The organism is Mycoplasma sp. 11548 (genome assembly GCF_055523555.1).
The window spans coordinates 183,357-201,005 of the sequence record NZ_JBVFVF010000001.1 but is presented as its reverse complement, the minus strand read 5'-3'; the positions used below and the strand labels follow the sequence as shown (position 1 = coordinate 201,005).

Annotated in this window: 11 protein-coding genes and 1 tRNA gene; 4 read left to right on the top strand and 8 right to left on the bottom strand. The window is 29.4% G+C overall.

Features of this window, described 5'->3' with window-relative positions:
• Window positions 1–110: 110 nt before the first annotated feature.
• The 8 genes from AC0B4K_RS00765 to AC0B4K_RS00730 all read right to left on the bottom strand — a co-directional run bounded on the left by AC0B4K_RS00765 (window position 111) and on the right by AC0B4K_RS00730 (window position 12,688).
• On the bottom strand, window positions 111–1,058 hold the full coding sequence (locus AC0B4K_RS00765; protein WP_465103413.1) for an ABC transporter permease: 948 nt from the start codon (window positions 1,056–1,058) through the stop codon (window positions 111–113).
• Window position 1,059: 1 nt separating this feature from the next.
• On the bottom strand, window positions 1,060–2,673 hold the full coding sequence (locus AC0B4K_RS00760; RefSeq protein ID WP_465103412.1) for an ABC transporter permease subunit: 1,614 nt from the start codon (window positions 2,671–2,673) through the stop codon (window positions 1,060–1,062).
• Window positions 2,673–4,940 (bottom strand): ATP-binding cassette domain-containing protein, encoded by a 2,268-nt coding sequence (locus AC0B4K_RS00755; RefSeq protein WP_465103411.1) that lies wholly within the window; start codon window positions 4,938–4,940, stop codon window positions 2,673–2,675. The genes AC0B4K_RS00760 and AC0B4K_RS00755 overlap by 1 nt, the downstream gene beginning before the upstream one ends.
• Before the next feature lie 97 nt (window positions 4,941–5,037).
• A complete protein-coding gene (locus tag AC0B4K_RS00750) occupies window positions 5,038–6,384 on the bottom strand; it encodes a BMP family ABC transporter substrate-binding protein (protein ID WP_465103410.1) in 1,347 nt (448 codons plus the stop codon).
• 121 nt (window positions 6,385–6,505) lie between these two features.
• Window positions 6,506–8,635 carry a bifunctional metallophosphatase/5'-nucleotidase gene (locus AC0B4K_RS00745; protein ID WP_465103409.1) on the bottom strand — a complete coding sequence of 710 codons (2,130 nt, stop codon included), beginning with the start codon at window positions 8,633–8,635 and terminating at the stop codon, window positions 6,506–6,508.
• Between the two features lie 156 nt (window positions 8,636–8,791).
• A complete protein-coding gene (locus AC0B4K_RS00740) occupies window positions 8,792–10,723 on the bottom strand; it encodes an ABC transporter ATP-binding protein (protein WP_465103408.1) in 1,932 nt (643 codons plus the stop codon).
• 15 nt (window positions 10,724–10,738) lie between these two features.
• Window positions 10,739–12,529, bottom strand: a complete 1,791-nt coding sequence (locus tag AC0B4K_RS00735) for an ABC transporter ATP-binding protein (RefSeq protein WP_465103407.1) — start codon at window positions 12,527–12,529, stop codon at window positions 10,739–10,741.
• Window positions 12,530–12,611: 82 nt separating this feature from the next.
• Window positions 12,612–12,688, bottom strand: a tRNA-Arg gene (locus AC0B4K_RS00730).
• An 89-nt stretch (window positions 12,689–12,777) separates the two neighbouring features.
• Between AC0B4K_RS00730 and mnmA the strand changes: the two genes are divergently transcribed.
• Genes mnmA through AC0B4K_RS00710 form a run of 4 tightly spaced genes read left to right on the top strand, consistent with a single transcriptional unit; the run spans window position 12,778 to window position 17,622 of the window.
• Window positions 12,778–13,893: a tRNA 2-thiouridine(34) synthase MnmA gene (gene mnmA / locus AC0B4K_RS00725; protein ID WP_465103983.1), complete on the top strand. Its 1,116-nt coding sequence runs from the start codon at window positions 12,778–12,780 to the stop codon at window positions 13,891–13,893.
• An 8-nt stretch (window positions 13,894–13,901) separates the two neighbouring features.
• Window positions 13,902–16,526: an alanine--tRNA ligase gene (gene alaS / locus AC0B4K_RS00720; RefSeq protein WP_465103406.1), complete on the top strand. Its 2,625-nt coding sequence runs from the start codon at window positions 13,902–13,904 to the stop codon at window positions 16,524–16,526.
• The gene (ruvX, locus tag AC0B4K_RS00715) at window positions 16,514–16,969 is read left to right on the top strand and encodes a Holliday junction resolvase RuvX (RefSeq protein WP_465102021.1); all 456 of its coding nucleotides are present in this window, start codon (window positions 16,514–16,516) and stop codon (window positions 16,967–16,969) included. Before alaS ends, ruvX begins: the two co-directional genes overlap by 13 nt.
• Window positions 16,948–17,622 carry a BC85_0335 family putative methyltransferase gene (locus AC0B4K_RS00710; RefSeq protein ID WP_465103405.1) on the top strand — a complete coding sequence of 225 codons (675 nt, stop codon included), beginning with the start codon at window positions 16,948–16,950 and terminating at the stop codon, window positions 17,620–17,622. Before ruvX ends, AC0B4K_RS00710 begins: the two co-directional genes overlap by 22 nt.
• Window positions 17,623–17,649: the final 27 nt, after the last annotated feature.

Genomic DNA, 17,649 nt, shown 5'->3' with positions numbered 1-17,649 from the left:
CTACCTCTTTTTCTTTATATTAAAAATATTCGGATTTTGTCCGAATATTTTTTCCCTGTCTAACCCAAATATTGGTTATTATTTTATTGTTAAGTGAGTAATGTGTTTTATTACCTCTTGGACTTGTCATAAGGTATACCTGCAGCTGCAGGTCCATATGAATTCTTACTTGAAATAATCATAATAATTAAGGTAATTAAGTATGGGATCATTGCTAATAAATCTGCAAATTTACTTAATGAAGCACCAAGGGTATTAATTCCATAGAATGAGAATGCAAGTAAGAATGAGAAGAATAATGACACAATTACTGAAAAACTAATTTTTCATCTTGAGGTAATCATAATGGCTAGGGCGATGAAACCAAACCCTTGCACATCTTTTGAAAGTGAAAAAATATTAATTTGCACTTGAGCATAGATCGCACCAGCAATCCCCGCAATAAATCCAGATATCGCTAGACCTTGTCATTTAATACGATTAACATTTACTCCGGCTACATCAGCTGCTTGAGGGTTTTCACCAACAGATCTAAATCTTAAACCTCATCTTGTTTTTCTAAGTGCAAACCATGAGGCTATAGCCACTACAATAACAACCGCTAATTTAAATGAAACAATGTTACGGTAAGTTCCAATTGCAGGAGATAAAGCTAATTCTTCACGTCCTCTAAAAACAATAACTGATCCCGCTTTTTGAGTTCTGGTTGTTAAGTATAAAACTACCATTGCCGCAATACCAGTTGCTAAAACGTTAATAGCAAAACCAGATATCGTTTGGTCTGATTTGAATTTAACAGCTGCTAAACCAAACAATAGACCAAATAATACAGTAACAAGTCCAGCTAATAAAGTAAGTGGAATTTGTGACCAAGCACTAGTAATATTTAGTGAATCAGTAAAGATGACACTAAATATTGAATAAACAGCTGCACCAAAGACCATAAATCCATTAATAGCAATATTAACAGTTCCAGATCTTTCAGAGAAAATACCTGAAATAGTACCTAATAGAAGGATAACAAAGAAGAAAAATGTATAACTAAGAATTATTTCCATATTACACTCCTCCTTCTACAGTTAAATCTTTAATTTTGAAAGTTTGTTTATATTTTGCTAAAACTTTCTTATTAAAATCTAAGAATAATGTTTCTTTTAATATATTAAAGTTTTGTTTACGGTTTTGAACTTGGTTTTTAAATTTATTCTTTGAATCACGATATTGGTTTAAACCAGCCTCATTACCTTTTGCAATATGGTCAAATTTAGCTTTAGATAATTTGGTGTAAAAATCTAAAAGTTCTTCTTCGCTCATATTTTTTGAAGCTTTGATTTGATTGTAAACATCTTTTTGATATTGCATTTCTTGTTTTCTAAAGTTTAAACGAGTTTTAATACCAGTTGTATATAGTTTAAATAAGTTAATTTTTTCAGGTAAAATATATTTAAATTTACTAATGTGGTATGTTTTAAAGTTATATCAATAAGTTTTATTTGTACTTAAATATCCATATTTAGCCATAGTTCTCATTACCCTAAATTTATAGAAAATAATTGCTAAAGCTGACATAAAGATAATAATACCAGTAATAATTGGGAAAAAGTCAAAAGTAACTTTTTCAGATCCTCTTAAGAAACTAAATCCAATTTGAGAAGTATTTATAAGAGAATAGAATATTGACGTAAATAAAACACCAATTGGACTATTTAAAGCAATTAAGGCTATTGCAATTGCTTCAAATCCAATTCCCATAGGCGCAGATGCTGCTTCTAATTTATTGTTCTTAAGAATAATTAAGAAAAACCCAGCAACACCAGATAAAGCACCTGAAATCCCCATAATGGTTACTATAAGTAATTTTTCGTTAATACCAACATATTTAGCATTAGTTTTATTTAAGCCAACCATTTTGATTTTATATCCAATAGTTGTTTTACTGTAAATAAATCATACAAAAACAACTAAAGCGATAATTAAGCCAATTCCAAAATAAATAAATAAATTTTGATGTTCGGCACTAATAAAAATATTTTTTGTTCCACTAACTGGGTCAAAGTAACTAAAAGCTTCCTTCCCAAAAGCTTCATTACCTTGTGTAAATAAATATTTTGCAATATATGTAATAATTCAGTTTAAAAAGATCGTTGAAATAACTTCGTGTACATTAAAGAATGCTTTTAAGAATCCGGAAATAAGTCCTATAAACATTCCCATGATTATAAAGACAAAGAACATTCCAACTAAGAACTCTAATGAAATCTTTTCAATATCTAATTTTAAACCAATAATAATTGCAAAGAAAATAATTGCAGGGAAGGTCATTTGACCTGAAACCCCAATATTGAATAACCCTGATTTAAAACCAATCGAAATGGCTAAACCAGAAAAGGCAAAGAAAAGGAAATAAAGTAAGAAAACACTTCTATTAGATTCAGTACTTGAGAATCTAAAAATATATGTTACAAATGAGAAAAGTGTTGTATCTTGTGGATTATCGCCAGTACTTCCAATGATTCAATAAATGATTGAAGCAAATAGTAATCCAAAGAAAACAGCTCAAATAGATGCAAAAATCTTTCTACGGCTGCTTGCTTTTTCTTCAAACATAAAGAATCTACGAGTTCTTTCCCCAAAATCTACAACAGGATTATCTGCATATAAACCTTTTTTCATTAGTTTGCTCCTTTCTCTTCGTTTTTATGTGCCATATAAATACCAATTTCAGTTCTGGTTAAATCTTTAGCTTCTTTAACAGCTAAGATTTCACCTGTATTTATAACCGCTATTTTATCAGCTAAAGCTAAAACCTCATCAAGTTCATACGAAATTAATAAAATAGCTTTACCATTCTTCTTTTCTTCTAAAATTTGTTCGTGAATGTTTTTAATTGCTCCAACGTCTAAACCACGAGTTGGTTGCACAATTAAAATAAAGTCATGAGGAGAATTCATTTCGCGACCAACAATGAATTTTTGTTGGTTCCCACCAGAAAGTTGGCGAGCTTGGGAAATACCATTACGTGCTCCTCGAACATCATATTTCTCAATAATATTTTTAGTTTCTTGTTTAATAGCTTTTTCATTGAAAATACCAAATTTTACATAAGAAGAATCTCAAAGCCTACGTAAGACAGTATTGTATTTAATGTTGTAGTCCAGTACTAAACCGTGTTTATGTCTATCACTTGGAATAAATGAAAGACCAAGCTTTGAAATTTCGTAAACTGAAAGATTTTCTAAATCTAAGTATTCATCTTGGTCTTGCAGCTGTTCTTTGTCATTTGATTTAGTGAAGAATAATTCTCAACTATAAAAATGCATTAATAATGCTACAGCAGAAACTAAAACAGATATATACATTATTACATAAATAACATTGTTAGTTGTTGTACTTAATGTTGCTCTAATATTTGTAAAAGCAATAAACACTAAAATAATAAATGACACAATGTATAAAATTGAATTTAGCAGAATAACAGCAACATGGCGAATTAAATTGTTTTTATCAAAGATTTGTCTGGAAATATGTAAGGCTTTAAAGATGAAAACTAAGTTTCAAGCCATTAGTAACCCATTAATTAAGAAAATAGCTAAAGAAACTAATGGTATGATTTGAGATTCATTTAAAATAAATCCTGAAAGCCACAAAATTAATAAAGTTAATGTTGTAACTAAATATGATATTTTTGTTAAGTAAACAAGCCGGCGCGTTTTACTTGAAAAATTATAAAAGACAATATTTTCAAGTTTCTTACGGTTTTTTACTTCACTATTAACAGATTGAAAGAAAAATACAATTGTCATAGCATATAAAAATCCACCAATTATTTTATAAATAACGTTTATATCTTTTGCTTCTGGTGTTAACACCATTAAAATCGTACCAACAATAAATGTTAAAAAGAACATTAGAACATTAAAGTAAATTTTTCTTATATTGGCTTTTTCAATTATTTTTAATTTTTCTTTAATTAAAGGTGTTTTGGTTAACTTAATTGTTCCGTTAGAAGGTTTTTTCATCCCACTAATAACATATTCTAAGTCAGTTTGACCATTGCCTTCAACTCCAGCAATAGCAACTATTTCACCGCTTCTAATTTGTAATGAAACATTTTTAAGGGGTTTTTCACCTTCTGTAGAAACATTTTGTACATCTAAAATAATTTTATTTTTCGTTGTGTCGGTATATTCATTACGGGCATTTTCAACTTCACCGCCAACCATTCGGTTAGCCATTTCTTCAATTGAAACATCTTTAACGGCAAAATTACCTGTAACTCTTCCATGACGAATAACAGTTGCATTGTCAGCAACTTCTTTTATTTCACCTAATTTATGTGAAATAAATAAAATTGTTTTACCTTGTTCTTTAAATAATTTGAAAGTATTTAAAAGACCTTGGATTTCCTGGTCTGTCAGAACAGCTGTAGGTTCATCAAAAATTAAGATTTCTGAATCACGGTAAAGCATTTTCATAATCTCAATTTTTTGTTGGGTGGCAACTGTTTCAGTACCTGTTAGTTTATTTAAGTCAAAATGTAAATCAAACTTATTTTGAATTGTTTTAATTTTTCTAATTGCTGGCGCATAATCAATAACACGAGTATTTTTATTGATATCTTCAGCACCAAGGACAATGTTTTCTAAGTTGGTATAAACATCAACTAATTTAAAGTGTTGGTGCACCATACCAATACCTAAAGCATTAGCATCATTAGGTCCTTTGATTAATACTTCGTTATTATTAACTTTAATAACACCATTATCAGGTGAATAAAGCCCGAATAAAATTGACATAAGGGTACTTTTTCCAGCACCATTTTCACCAATTAGCGCATGTATTGTTCCTTTTTCAACTTGAAAACTTATTTCTTGGTTAGCCTTAATAGTTCCAAAGGACTTAGAAATATTATTAAATTCAATAGCATTAAGTTTTTCCATTTTAACCTCCTTTCACTAGATATAATAAAAAGTAAAGGTATCATTTGAAGAATTAAACCGCCATCAGGCGGCTTAATAAAATAACTTTTTGAATAAATTATTGATTTACTGCAGCTAAAAGTGTATCAACTAATGTTTTAATTGAGTTTTCGTCGGTAGCAGCTTGTGATTCTTTAGTAGCTTTTGGTGCACTAACAAATGCTTTGTCATCTGCTGAAAGTGCGTTGAATTTAGTTTTAGCTTCCTCAATAGCAGCTTGCATTTTTTCTCTCTTAGCTGTATCTGCAATTGTTGAAGGTGCTAGACCTACTCAACCGTCACCAAATCCACCATAGTAGTTATTTTTGTCACCTTGTTTGAAGGCTGAAATTTTGGTTTCAAGTGCTTGAATTCCAAATACTTTAGCTAAAATAATGTCATATGTTGCTTGTGCAATATTCTTTAGTACTGAAGTAGCAAAGTAACCTGAACTAGCTGGAATTGATTTAGATTGGTCAACGTCAACTCCAACAACTAATTTATCACGGTATGATTCATTACTTGTAACTGATTGTACTGTTTGAGTTGTTGCAGGTCCAGCAACTGGGTAAACAATTTTAGCACCTGTACCTAACATATTGGTAATTGCAGAGTTTTGAGCGTTATTAGCTTCAAATCCTGCATTTAAATTAATACTATCAGCATGTTTTGTTTTTAAAGTTGGGTTCGCATCATTTCATGCTTTAATACCTTTTAAATATCCGGTAATAAAGTCTGTAACCCCAAAGAATGCTCCCCCACCTAATGTAGCAACTTTTCTTGAATCTGGTGCACTAGCAAACTCTGTTGATAAGTATTTTGAAAGTGCATATCCAAGTTGTCATGATGCTTGGTTAACATCAAAATTAAGTGCGTAGAAGTATTCATAGTCAGTTTCTACAGTAAAGTCAATTCCGATAATAACAACTTTCTTTTGTTGTAATTTTGCTTTATTTGCTTTAATGAATTTACTAATTTCTTCGCCGTGGGCAAATCCTGGTAAAACAAGTACATTAGTACCAGTATCTACAGCAGTATTATATGATTGTTGATATGTATCTTTACGTGGTTTTACTGTAACAAACTCAAATGATTGTTCTGTATCTGATTTTTGAGTTTGATCACCAATAGCATTTAACGCTTCTCAAGCTGATTGGTTGAATGATTTGTCAGTAACGTTACCTGTATCAGTAATTAAAGTAAATTTAATGTTTTTTGCTTTAATTGCTTCTGATTGAGCAAACTCATGAGTTAAAGTTGAGTTTGTTGTAAGTGCTGCAACTCTTTCTGAAGATCTTACATAGTCACTATCACGTCTGTGGTATCCAGATGTTCGAGTTTGAGAACCCCCACAAGAAACCGCAACAGCTGGTACTAGGAATGTACTAATTCCAGAAATTGTTAATAATAATTTTTTAAATTGCATAAATGCTCCTTTTTATAGTTTGATTGAAAATATATTTAATTTATGTGCTTAATAATATTATACACAATTATTGATTTTAATAAACATAACTTAATAGTTAAATATTACTTTTTTATTGAAATTATTGCGAAGTTTTTTTAGCCTCTTCCGGAATATTAACTATTTGAGTTTTGTATTTATCTGCATTTAAATATGAAGATAAGGCGCTTTCAAATTTATTTTGGTTTAGTGATGCTCCGGATGCTGAGACCTTCTTAGCATATTCAATTAAGGTATCAATATATTTATCACCTTCATATGCTAAAACTACTCCATCATTAGCATCAACATTTAACATACCATATCCATCACCACCTGCCAAAATAAAGTCATTTGTAACAATGTAGTAATTTTGATTTGGATCAATAGCTTTGTTATTTACCTTAAAGCTTGATGTATCTGCTTCTCAAACATATTCTTCTAATTGCGTTTTAGCATTTAGTTTTTTAACTGCATTAACAGTGTAAGAAATGTTGGTAGATAGTTGGGCAAAACCACCAGCTTTACCAGCACCTAAACCATGTTTTAAAGCTTCAATAACAACCGAACCTTTAACTCTAACAGCAGCGATTCTATTGCCAAATGGACTGACTGCTAAAGCATCTCCACGTGATATTTCACCTTGTTTTAGGTCAGAACGTAATCCGCCACCATTTAGAAGGCCAATAGTATTATCTAAAGTTCCAACTTCAAAACCTTGTCTTGAACCCCAAGGTTCTTGAGTTACAAATCCTCAAGCTAGCGCATCAGCAGCATAAGTTCCGAGGCTTGTAGGCATTAATCTACCTTTCCAGTATGAAGTTCCATCAATGTTTACACTGGTCACGTGTTCAAATACTCCTGGAGAATCAAAAGCTTTAACTGAGTTTTCTTTAGCAAACACAGTTTTTAGACGCGCTAATAATTTATCACTTAAATTAGCATTGTAAATTTCAATTTGACTAATATCTCTTAAAACTTGGAAAACTTGAGTAATTTTTCCAGTAGAAGTATCAAAAGTTATGTCAATATCACCTAAATATTTAGTATATGCTTCAGTTTGAGTTATATAAATATTTTTAGTATCAGTTACTTTATCCTTGTTATTTATTGGAACAAATGAATGGCTGTGGCCATCAATAATTAAATCTAAACCATCACCAGCATCTTGTTGTGCAAGATAATCTGATGTTCAAGTTGCATCGTTTCTACCTGTTCCAAGGTGAGTGGCAGCAATAATTAATTTAATTTCAGGGTTGTTTTGTTTAATTTCATTAACTGCTTTTTTTAGTTCATCACTTGGTGATCTAAATTCAACTAGTGCCGAATTTTTAGGGTGCGAAGTATAAACTGTATCAGGGGTTGTTAAACCAATGATTGCCACTTTGATTCCGCTTTCTAATTCTTTGATAATGTATGGTTTAAAGACTCTTTTACCAACTAAATTTTGATCATAACGATCTGGTTTGTTGGTTTCATTTGCATAATCTTTGTAGTATACATTAGCTGAGATAAATGGCATTTTAATACCCTCTTTATCTTGAGAAGTGCTTTCATTTAATGCCAAAATATGCTCTAAACCATAGTCAAACTCGTGGTTACCAACAGTAACTGAGTCATATTGCATATATTTAGCAATTTGTGAAATTGTTTTTCCTTTATCCGAATCTGATAAAGGTAAACCTTGAATCATATCACCTGCTGATATTAATAAATCACGTTTCTTATCAGCAAGGTATTTACTGGTTTCCACCATACCAGCATATTTGTTGTATTTAGAGTCATCAAACTCAATTCTTCCATGTTCGTCATTAGAGTGGAAAATCTTTACTGTTCTTAAAGTTGAATTTTCAGATTTTTCTGCTTCTCTTAAACGAGTAAAGAAATAATTGTAATTATGAACTAATGGGGCTAGTTTTGCTTTAGCATTAAAAAATAAATCAAAGATTTTATCTTCAATAGCTGTTTTTTTTGTTTCATCTTTTTCAGATGAAAGTTGTGCTTTTAATTTATCAAGTTCTTTTGCAAAAGTATCAATTGCTTCGTTGTAACTTAGATTATTTTTTCTATATAAGTCACGTCAGTGTTCTGCAGAATAAACTGGTTCAACACGTGGTATACCTGGATCACCAGCAATAGGTTTATTACTTCCAGAACAAGATACAACAACTGCAAAACCTGATGATAATGCAGAAATTGTAGATAATTTAAATAGTAATTTCTTGTATTTCATAAATAAGCTCCTAATATATTTTATGTGTATATTTATATTATATAACATCTATAAGAATATGCAATTCATACAACAAGAAAATATTTTAAAATTAGCATTTTTAAAATCAATCTATTTAAATTAAAAATCATATGCAATGTTTTTGCATATGATTTGTTAGTTAAACTGAGATTGATATAAATTGTAGTAAAAACCTTTTTCTTGCAATAATGATTCGTGAGTTCCTCTTTCGATAATCATTCCATCATTAACTACAAGTATTAAATCAGAATTTTTAATTGTACTTAGCCGATGGGCAATTACAAAAGAAGTTTTATATTCCATTAACCTTAACATTGATTCTTGAACTATTTTTTCAGTGCTAGAATCAATGTTTGAAGTGGCTTCATCTAAAATTAAAATATTTCTATTGGTTAAAATCGCCCTTGTCAAAGACAATAATTGTTTTTGACCTTGAGAAATATTTGACCCATTATTTTCAATTAAGGTATCATATCCATTTTCTAAAGATAAAATAAAGTCATGTGCTTTTGTCATTTTGGCGGCATTGATAATTTCTTCCCTTGATGCTTTTGGATTTGCCTTCTTTAAATTATCAATAATTGTTTCATTAAATAAAAATGAATCTTGTAATACAATTGTCATAATATCCCTTAAATTATTTGTATCAATTTCTTTAAGTTCATGGCCATCAATTGTAATGCTTCCAGATGTATAATCATAGTATTTAGACAATAAATTAACGATCGTAGTTTTTCCTGCTCCAGTAGGTCCAACAATAGCAATTTTTTGTCCCCGATTCGCAGAAAAGCTTGCTTGTTTTAATTGATATTCTTGAGAATCATCAAGGTATTTAAAGAAAACATTTCTAAATTCTACTGTTCCTTTAACTGATTTATATTCCAATTCATTAGTATTATTATTAAAAGTTTTTCAAGCATAAAATCCATATGGATCATTTGCATCAGTTTCCTCAAATTTATTAGTTTCTTGGTTTAATGATACTTTGACTATTTTTATTTTTTGATCTTTTATAACTGGCTCGGGCTCATTTAATAAATTTCCTACCCGTGTTGCTGATGCCACAGCACTTTGTGCCCCAAATATAGTACCTAGTGCATTTTGAAATGGACCTAAGAAATTTCAATTAAGGGAGATATAAGTTACTATTAAACCAGAAGTAGCAATATTAGTAGTTTGTCCCATAATGCCTGGCACACCTCAAATTGGCTCTTGCCTAAAGAAGAAAAAGGCTGAAATGCCGGCAATCACTAAAATTATACTATTTGACATTATTGAATAAATAATTTCAAAACTTCGAGAAACTAAATCACTTTTAAAACTAACATTTCTAATATCTCTGGTTAACTGTTCAAGTTCTTTTAAAATAGGTTTGTGTTTTTCAAAGGAATTAGTAATTTTTGTATTTGTTAATGTTTCTTCAACAAATGCATTCAACCTTCCAAAAGCATTACGTACTTTTTCAAAGTAAGGTTGAGATTTTTTAATTAACACCATAACACTAAAAAGCATTAGTAAAGTTAATGGTATGACAATTAATGTCAATTTAGCAGAAACTAATAACATCATTATTAAAGATAAACTAATGTTAATAACAGCATTAATAACCGCTGATAAAACTTGGTTTAATGAAAAAGCAATATTTGTCACATCACCTATAATTGTTGAAATTAAATCACCAGCTTTATTACGATCATAAAAGCTAATATTTAATTTAAGCATTTTCTTTATAATTTTTTTTCTGATATTTGTAGCAGTTCCAAAACTAACTTTAACAAAATATCTATTTTCTAAATATCTAAAAATTCCATAAATAATATAACAAGAAGCTAGGAGCACTAAAATTAGTGCAAAGCGGGTTGTATCAAAATTTTCAAAAGCACTTTTCCCGTTTGCGATAGGATCAAAAAAGGAACTTACAACTAGCCCAACTAATAAACTACCTAAAATATATGCAACGGCATTAATAAAGGAAAAAAGACCTCCGAGCATAGTTTGTTTTTTAAAATCTCTAGCGAAAGAAAATAATAGTTTGATTGCTTGCCATGATGAATATTTTTGTTTCATATCTTTCTCCTTATCTTATTGTTCTAATTGATTGTGATAAATATCTTTATATCAATCACATCTAGCAATTAGTTCACTATGACTACCTCAATCAATAATTTCACCATTGTTCAACACTAAAATTTTATCAGCATCTTTAATTGAATTAACTTTTTGAGAAATAATAACCGTTGTACATATATAATTTTGTGCAATATTTTGCACCATTTTTCTAGCTGTTAAATTATCAAGAGCACTAGTTGTATCATCAAGGATTAAAACCTTTGGATTAGTTAATAAAGTACGAGCCACTGATAAACGTTGTTTTTGTCCACCAGATAAATTTTTCCCTCTTTGCTCAACAACATGTTGAAAAGTATCGCTGAATGAGTTAACAAATTCAGTTGCACAAGCACTTTCAATTGCCTTATAAAGTTCTTCTTGTGTAGCGTCCTCTTTTGCAAATTTTAAATTACTTTCAATGGTCCCAGAATAAAGCATAGCTTCTTGAAATACAATTCCAACTTGCTTATGTAATTGTGATGAATTAATTTCATTAACTTCTTTGCCAGCAATTTTTACACTACCTTCAGAATATTTCATATTATTAACTAAAATATTAGCCAGCGTTGATTTACCAGAACCAGTAGGGCCAATAATTCCTAAGGTTTGCCCAGCTTCTAATTTAAAATTAATATTTTTTAAAGCATACTTTTCAGCAGTTTCAGAATATTTATAACTAAAGTTTTTAAATTCAATTGAATATTCACTTGGATCATTTGGCAATGATTTACCATTATATATTAGTAATTCATCATATTCACAAGTAATTACATCCATGATTCTTTTTGATGATACCCTTGCCCTAAAAAATGTCCCTAAAAACTGCCCAAACATTGAAACACCTAATGCCATCATAAACTCATACTCAATAAAAGTATTAATTTTAGCAATTAATTTACTTACATCTTGAGATGGATTAGCAGCAAGTAACCGATATCCACCATAAAAAATAAACACAATAACTAAATTAACTGCAAAAAAGAAAAACGGCATACTAATGGAAAAAATATTAAAAATATTAATTCCGTTTTTCTTCCATGCTTTATTTGTTTGTTTAAATTTTTGATATTGTTGTTCTTGTAAATTGTATGCTTTGATGAGTCTTGCTCCACTGATTATCTCATTAACTGATTTAGTATTATTATCAATAATTGTTCGACCCTTAATAATTAAAGGCATAACTTTTACTAAAATATATAAAATCGAACCAACAATTAAAGGAACAATTGCAACAATCGTTCAGGTCAAGGTTAAATCTGTTAAAATTGCAAATGTTAATCCAAATGCTATAAATAATGGTGCTTTAATTAAAGCGCTTGTAGCTCCAACTAAAAACTCTCAAAAAACTGCAACGTCATCAGTAATTCTGGTTATCAAAGATTCAGCACTAAAATGTGAAATATCTTTTAAGCTAAGTTTTTGATATTTGGCATATAAAATATTCCTGTAAAATTCAGAAGCATTTTCGCCAGCTCATATTATTATAAATAGACTCACAAATGATGTTAAAGCGCCGCCAATTATTAATCCTATTGTGCTCAATAATAAAAATGTAAATGCTGAAACAAAGTCTTTTGAACTATAAATTACATTTTTAAAAACTTCAATTTCATACAATTCTTTTTTATCGATTAATAGTGGTAAAAATTGCGATATGAAAATTGGAGTTAACATTGTTAACCCAACATTAATGAATAAAAGTAATACACCAAATAAAAATTGAATTTTGATTTTTCTTGGCAAGATTTTTAAAGTTTTTATCATAAAAACCTCTTATTCTACTTATAACTAAAATTGTTATAATATAATTATTTTATTAAATTATTTAAAAAAGTTATAAAAAAAATGGCGATCACGAGAGGATTCGAACCTCTGACCACAAGCTTAGAAGGCTCGTGCTCTGTCCTGCTGAGCTACGCGACCACATGTTATAATTTTAACATAAATTAAAAAAAATCAAAAAAATTCATTATAATTTTTTAATATTAACTAAAAGGAGTAATATGCATATTTTAAAAAAACGAGTTGTTGTAGGACTTAGCGGCGGTGTTGATTCCTCTGTTGCAGCTTATTTGTTAAAAGAGCAAGGTTATGAAGTAGTAGGACTTTTTATGCGTAATTGAGATAGCCTTGCCAACAATGATATTTTAGGAAATAATAACTTAAATGATGAAGCATGCCCACAAGAAGTTGATTATAAAGATGCACTGTCTGTTGCTAAAAAACTTGATATTCCATTGCACCGTGTTGACTTTGTAAAAGAGTATTGGGATAATGTTTTTCAAAATTTTATCGATGAATATGCAAAAGGACGAACCCCTAATCCGGATATTTTATGCAATAAATATATTAAATTCAGTTCATTTGCAAAATACGCATTTGAACAATTAAATGCTGATTATATTGCAATGGGCCATTATGCTAAAGTCGAAAATGGTTATTTACTACGAGCGAAAGATCAAGATAAAGATCAAACTTATTTTTTAGCTCAATTGACTAAAAAACAGTTAGAAAAAGTTTTAATGCCACTTTCTGAGTTAACAAAATCAGAAATTCGTAAAATAGCTGCTAATTTAGGTTTAATAACAGCCAATAAAAAAGATTCCACTGGAATTTGTTTTATTGGTGAGCGTAGTTTTGGGAAATTTCTCCAAAATTATATTCCTGCACAAGAAGGAGATATCATCGATATAACTACAGAACAAATTATCGGAAAACATGTTGGTGTTTTTTATTACACAATTGGACAACGTAAAGGATTAAATCTAGGGGGGATGAAAGAACCATATTATGTCTGTGGTCATGATGTATCGCAAAATATTTTATACGTAGCTCAAAGTTCTAAACCCGAATACTTAATTTCAGATTCATTAATTGCTTCAAATTATACTTTTAATAATCTAAATTACAATCCTGAAAATTTAAGTGCTAAATTTAGATATCGCCAAAAAGATATTAAGGTTAAAATAGAAATTTTAAATGATAAACAAATAAAAGTATTTTACCCAGATACTTCATCAGCAGTTACACCTGGACAACAAGTTGTTTTCTATGATGGAAATTATTGCATTGGCGGAGCTACTATTGATGAATTATTTATTAATAATAAAAAAATTGATTACCTTTAGGAGTAAATATGAAATCAAAAATAATTAGAGAAAAATGACTTAAATTTTTTGAGCAAAATGATCATTTAATAATTCCATCTAAAAGTTTAATCCCACAAAATGATCCTTCATTATTATGAATAAATAGTGGTGTAGCCACATTAAAGGATTATTTTGAAGGCAAAAAAATCCCACCTTCTGGAAAATTGGTTAACTCACAAAAAGTAATTAGAACTAATGATATCGAAAATGTCGGTGTCACTGCCCGCCATCATACCTTTTTTGAAATGTTAGGTAATTTTTCAATTGGAGATTACTTTAAAAAAGAAGCAATTGAATTAGCAACAAAATTTTTGCTTGAGGAATTAAAATTAGATAAATCAAAGTTATATTTTACATATTATTATGAAGATTTAGAAACAAAAGATTTATGAATTAAGCAAGGATTTAGCGAAGAACATATGATACCCGGAGATAAATCTACTAACTTTTGGGAAGTTGGATCAGGGCCATGTGGTCCTAATACTGAAATTTTTTATGACCGTGGGGAAAAATATGATAAAAGAGGTATTGAGCTTTTAAAAAATGATATTGAAAATGATCGTTATGTCGAAATCTGAAATATTGTATTTTCAACTTATAATTCAGATGGCGAAGGCAATTACACAGAATTAAAACAAAAAAATATTGATACTGGGGCAGGTTTTGAAAGAATTGTTTCGATCATGCAAAATGCTCCTACTAACTTTGATACAGATTTATTCCTGCCAATCATCCACCAAGTTGAAAAATATACAAAATATCAATATCAAACCCAAAACTACTTCATTAAAGATACTAAACAAACTGAAATTAACACATACTTTAAAGTTATTGCCGACCACATGAGATCAGTTGTTAATGCAATTGCTGATGGAGCAAAACCATCTAACGTGGGCCGTGGCTACATAATTCGAAGATTAATTCGCCGCAGTTTATATTTTGCAATCTTACTTAATATTCAAGAACCGATCCTACATAAATTAGTAGAAACAATAAAAGAAACATTGCCATATGAATATGATATTAAACCAATAATAAAAATTATTATCGATGAAGAAGAATCTTTTTCAAGAACTGTTGAAAATGGTAGACAATTATTAAATAAACATATTTCAAGTGGACAAAGCATTTTTGATGGTGCCCTAGCCTTCAAATTATTTGAAACGTATGGGTTCCCTATTGAATTAACAGAAGAAATTTTAGCTGCTAAAGGCATCTCAGTAAACAAAGATGGCTATTTAGAAGCCAAAAAACTACATGCAGATTCAAGCCGGGGAACTAAAATTTCGGGTATGGATAAAGTTATTAATTCACTAACTTTAATAAAACAAAAAATTGATAATTTTATAGGTTATGAATTTACACATAATAAAACCAATATACTTCATCTATTAGATGCTGATGCATTTCAAGATTCAATTAACGGAATTGGTTATTTAATTTTGAAAGATACACCTTTTTATGCAACCAGCGGTGGTCAGAGACATGATAAAGGTTATATCTTACAAAACAATATAAAAATTCAAATACTAGATGTATTTAAAGATAAACATGGAAATCATATACATAAAGTAGAAGGCTTGGTAAACTCATCAGACCCAATTGAATGTTATGTTGATACACAAATTAGACTTGGTTTAGAAAGAAACCACTCTGGAACTCATTTTTTATTTGCAGCGCTTAGAGATGTTCTAGGACCTGAAATTAAACAACTGGGAAGTGATAATAACGAAGAAAGACTAACTTTTGACTTTCCAGCTGATTCAAAACCCACTATTGAACAAATTAACCAAGTTGAAAAATTGGTAAGAAGCTATATTAAATTAGATGCACACAGACATTATTTAAATATGACTACTAACCAAGCTAAAGAAATGGGTGCTATTATGACACTAGAAGAAGCTGAATATATGAACCCTAATTCTGTAAGGATAGTAAAATTTGATAATATTACAGCTGACTTGTGCGGTGGAACTCACCTTAGTAATTCTGGAAAATTAGAAAACTTTAAAATAGTTAGTGTAGAAAAAAAATCTGCCGCTGTTTTCAGAATTCGTGCAATTTCATCACACAAGCTAGTTAATGAATATCTTGAAAACCAAAAAGAAGAATTGCTTTTAGAAGTTAATAAACTTATAAATAGAAATATAAATCTAAACGAAAACTATAAATTTAATTTAGATTTATCTGATGATTTAGAACTAGCAATACAACAACTCAATAAAGCAATCTCCTTAATCAGAAATGATTATGTTAAATTACAAAAAGAAAAAGAACAATCTACACTTTTTTCATATGATGAAATTAATTTTAAAAATGTGTCAAACCATAAATATGGATTTATAAAAGTTGCTGCAAATGAAAATATAAAAGTGATAGCAACTACACTAAGAGAAAAATACCAAAATTCAACTTTCTTCATTATTAATGATTTAGAAACTCCAATGCTTGTTGTAGCTTCCAAGACACAAAATTCTAATTACCTTGCCCAACAAATATTTAAAGAATTTGGTGGCAAAGGTGGTGGGAATGCAATTTTATCCATGGGTAAAATAGCAAATACAACAAACTTGGAAATATTTATCCAGGAAAAATTAGTATGAGAAAATTAGGATTAGATATTGGCACTAGAACTTGCGGAGTTGCCATAACTGATGAATCAGAAATTATTTCCTCAAATTTGGAAACCCTTCGCTACAATGAAAAAGAAGCTAGCAAAGAGATAACCAATTACATTAGCCAATTATTAAAAACTCATAAAATTGATGGATTGATTATTGGATACCCCTTAAAAATAGATGGAGCCAAAAGCGCTACAACTTTATATGTTGAAAAAATTATTAATCATTTAAAAACAAACATAAATGTGCCAATTTTGCTAATTAATGAACAATATTCCACAAAAAAGGCGCATGAAATTATGCTTAGTGCTGGATTAACTAACCAAAAACGCAAGAAACATAAAGATAAAATAGCTGCCCAATTAATCTTAGATGATTATTTAGAATACTATAAAGATAGACAGGAGATACCATGACTTGAAGAACTATTTTAATAATTTCGGCTGGTGTTGCAATGTTTTTAGGTTTCGGAATTTATATTGGGATCTTAATTTGAACCAAGAAATATACCAAAAAATATATAGATAAATTACAACGCGAATCATTAGAACAAATTAAATCGTTGCGTAACGATATTGGGATTTTGCCTTTTGAATTAGAAAATTATTTTAAATCCAATGTTAATCCATATGATATTGAAGGTATGATTAATACAATATTTCTGAATAATTATCAAGATAAGTTAATCTTGGCAAAAGAAGAAGAATTTGCTTTTTCGTGTTTAGCGATAAAAACCAAAGGCACAATATATTATGATATCAACAACCTCAATTTAAATAAATTAAATCAAGGACGTTTAAATCACCCTAATTTATATACTAATCCAATTAACATTTATGATAATCATGTAATTGATTTCCTTGGTGTTTTTAACACTTCATATGAATTAAATACAATTTATAATATGTTTTATTCAAAACTTAAGCCAAATGGAATGATTTGCATTTCGTTAGAAAAAATCAAACGTAAAGAACTTAATATTTTTATAAGTTTTCTAAAAGATAAAAAGATTAACTATGAGATATCATACTTTTCATCAAGATTTTTATTTATTACGAATAAAAATCTTGAAAATATAGTAAAATAAAAGGAATATTACATACTCAGGAGATAT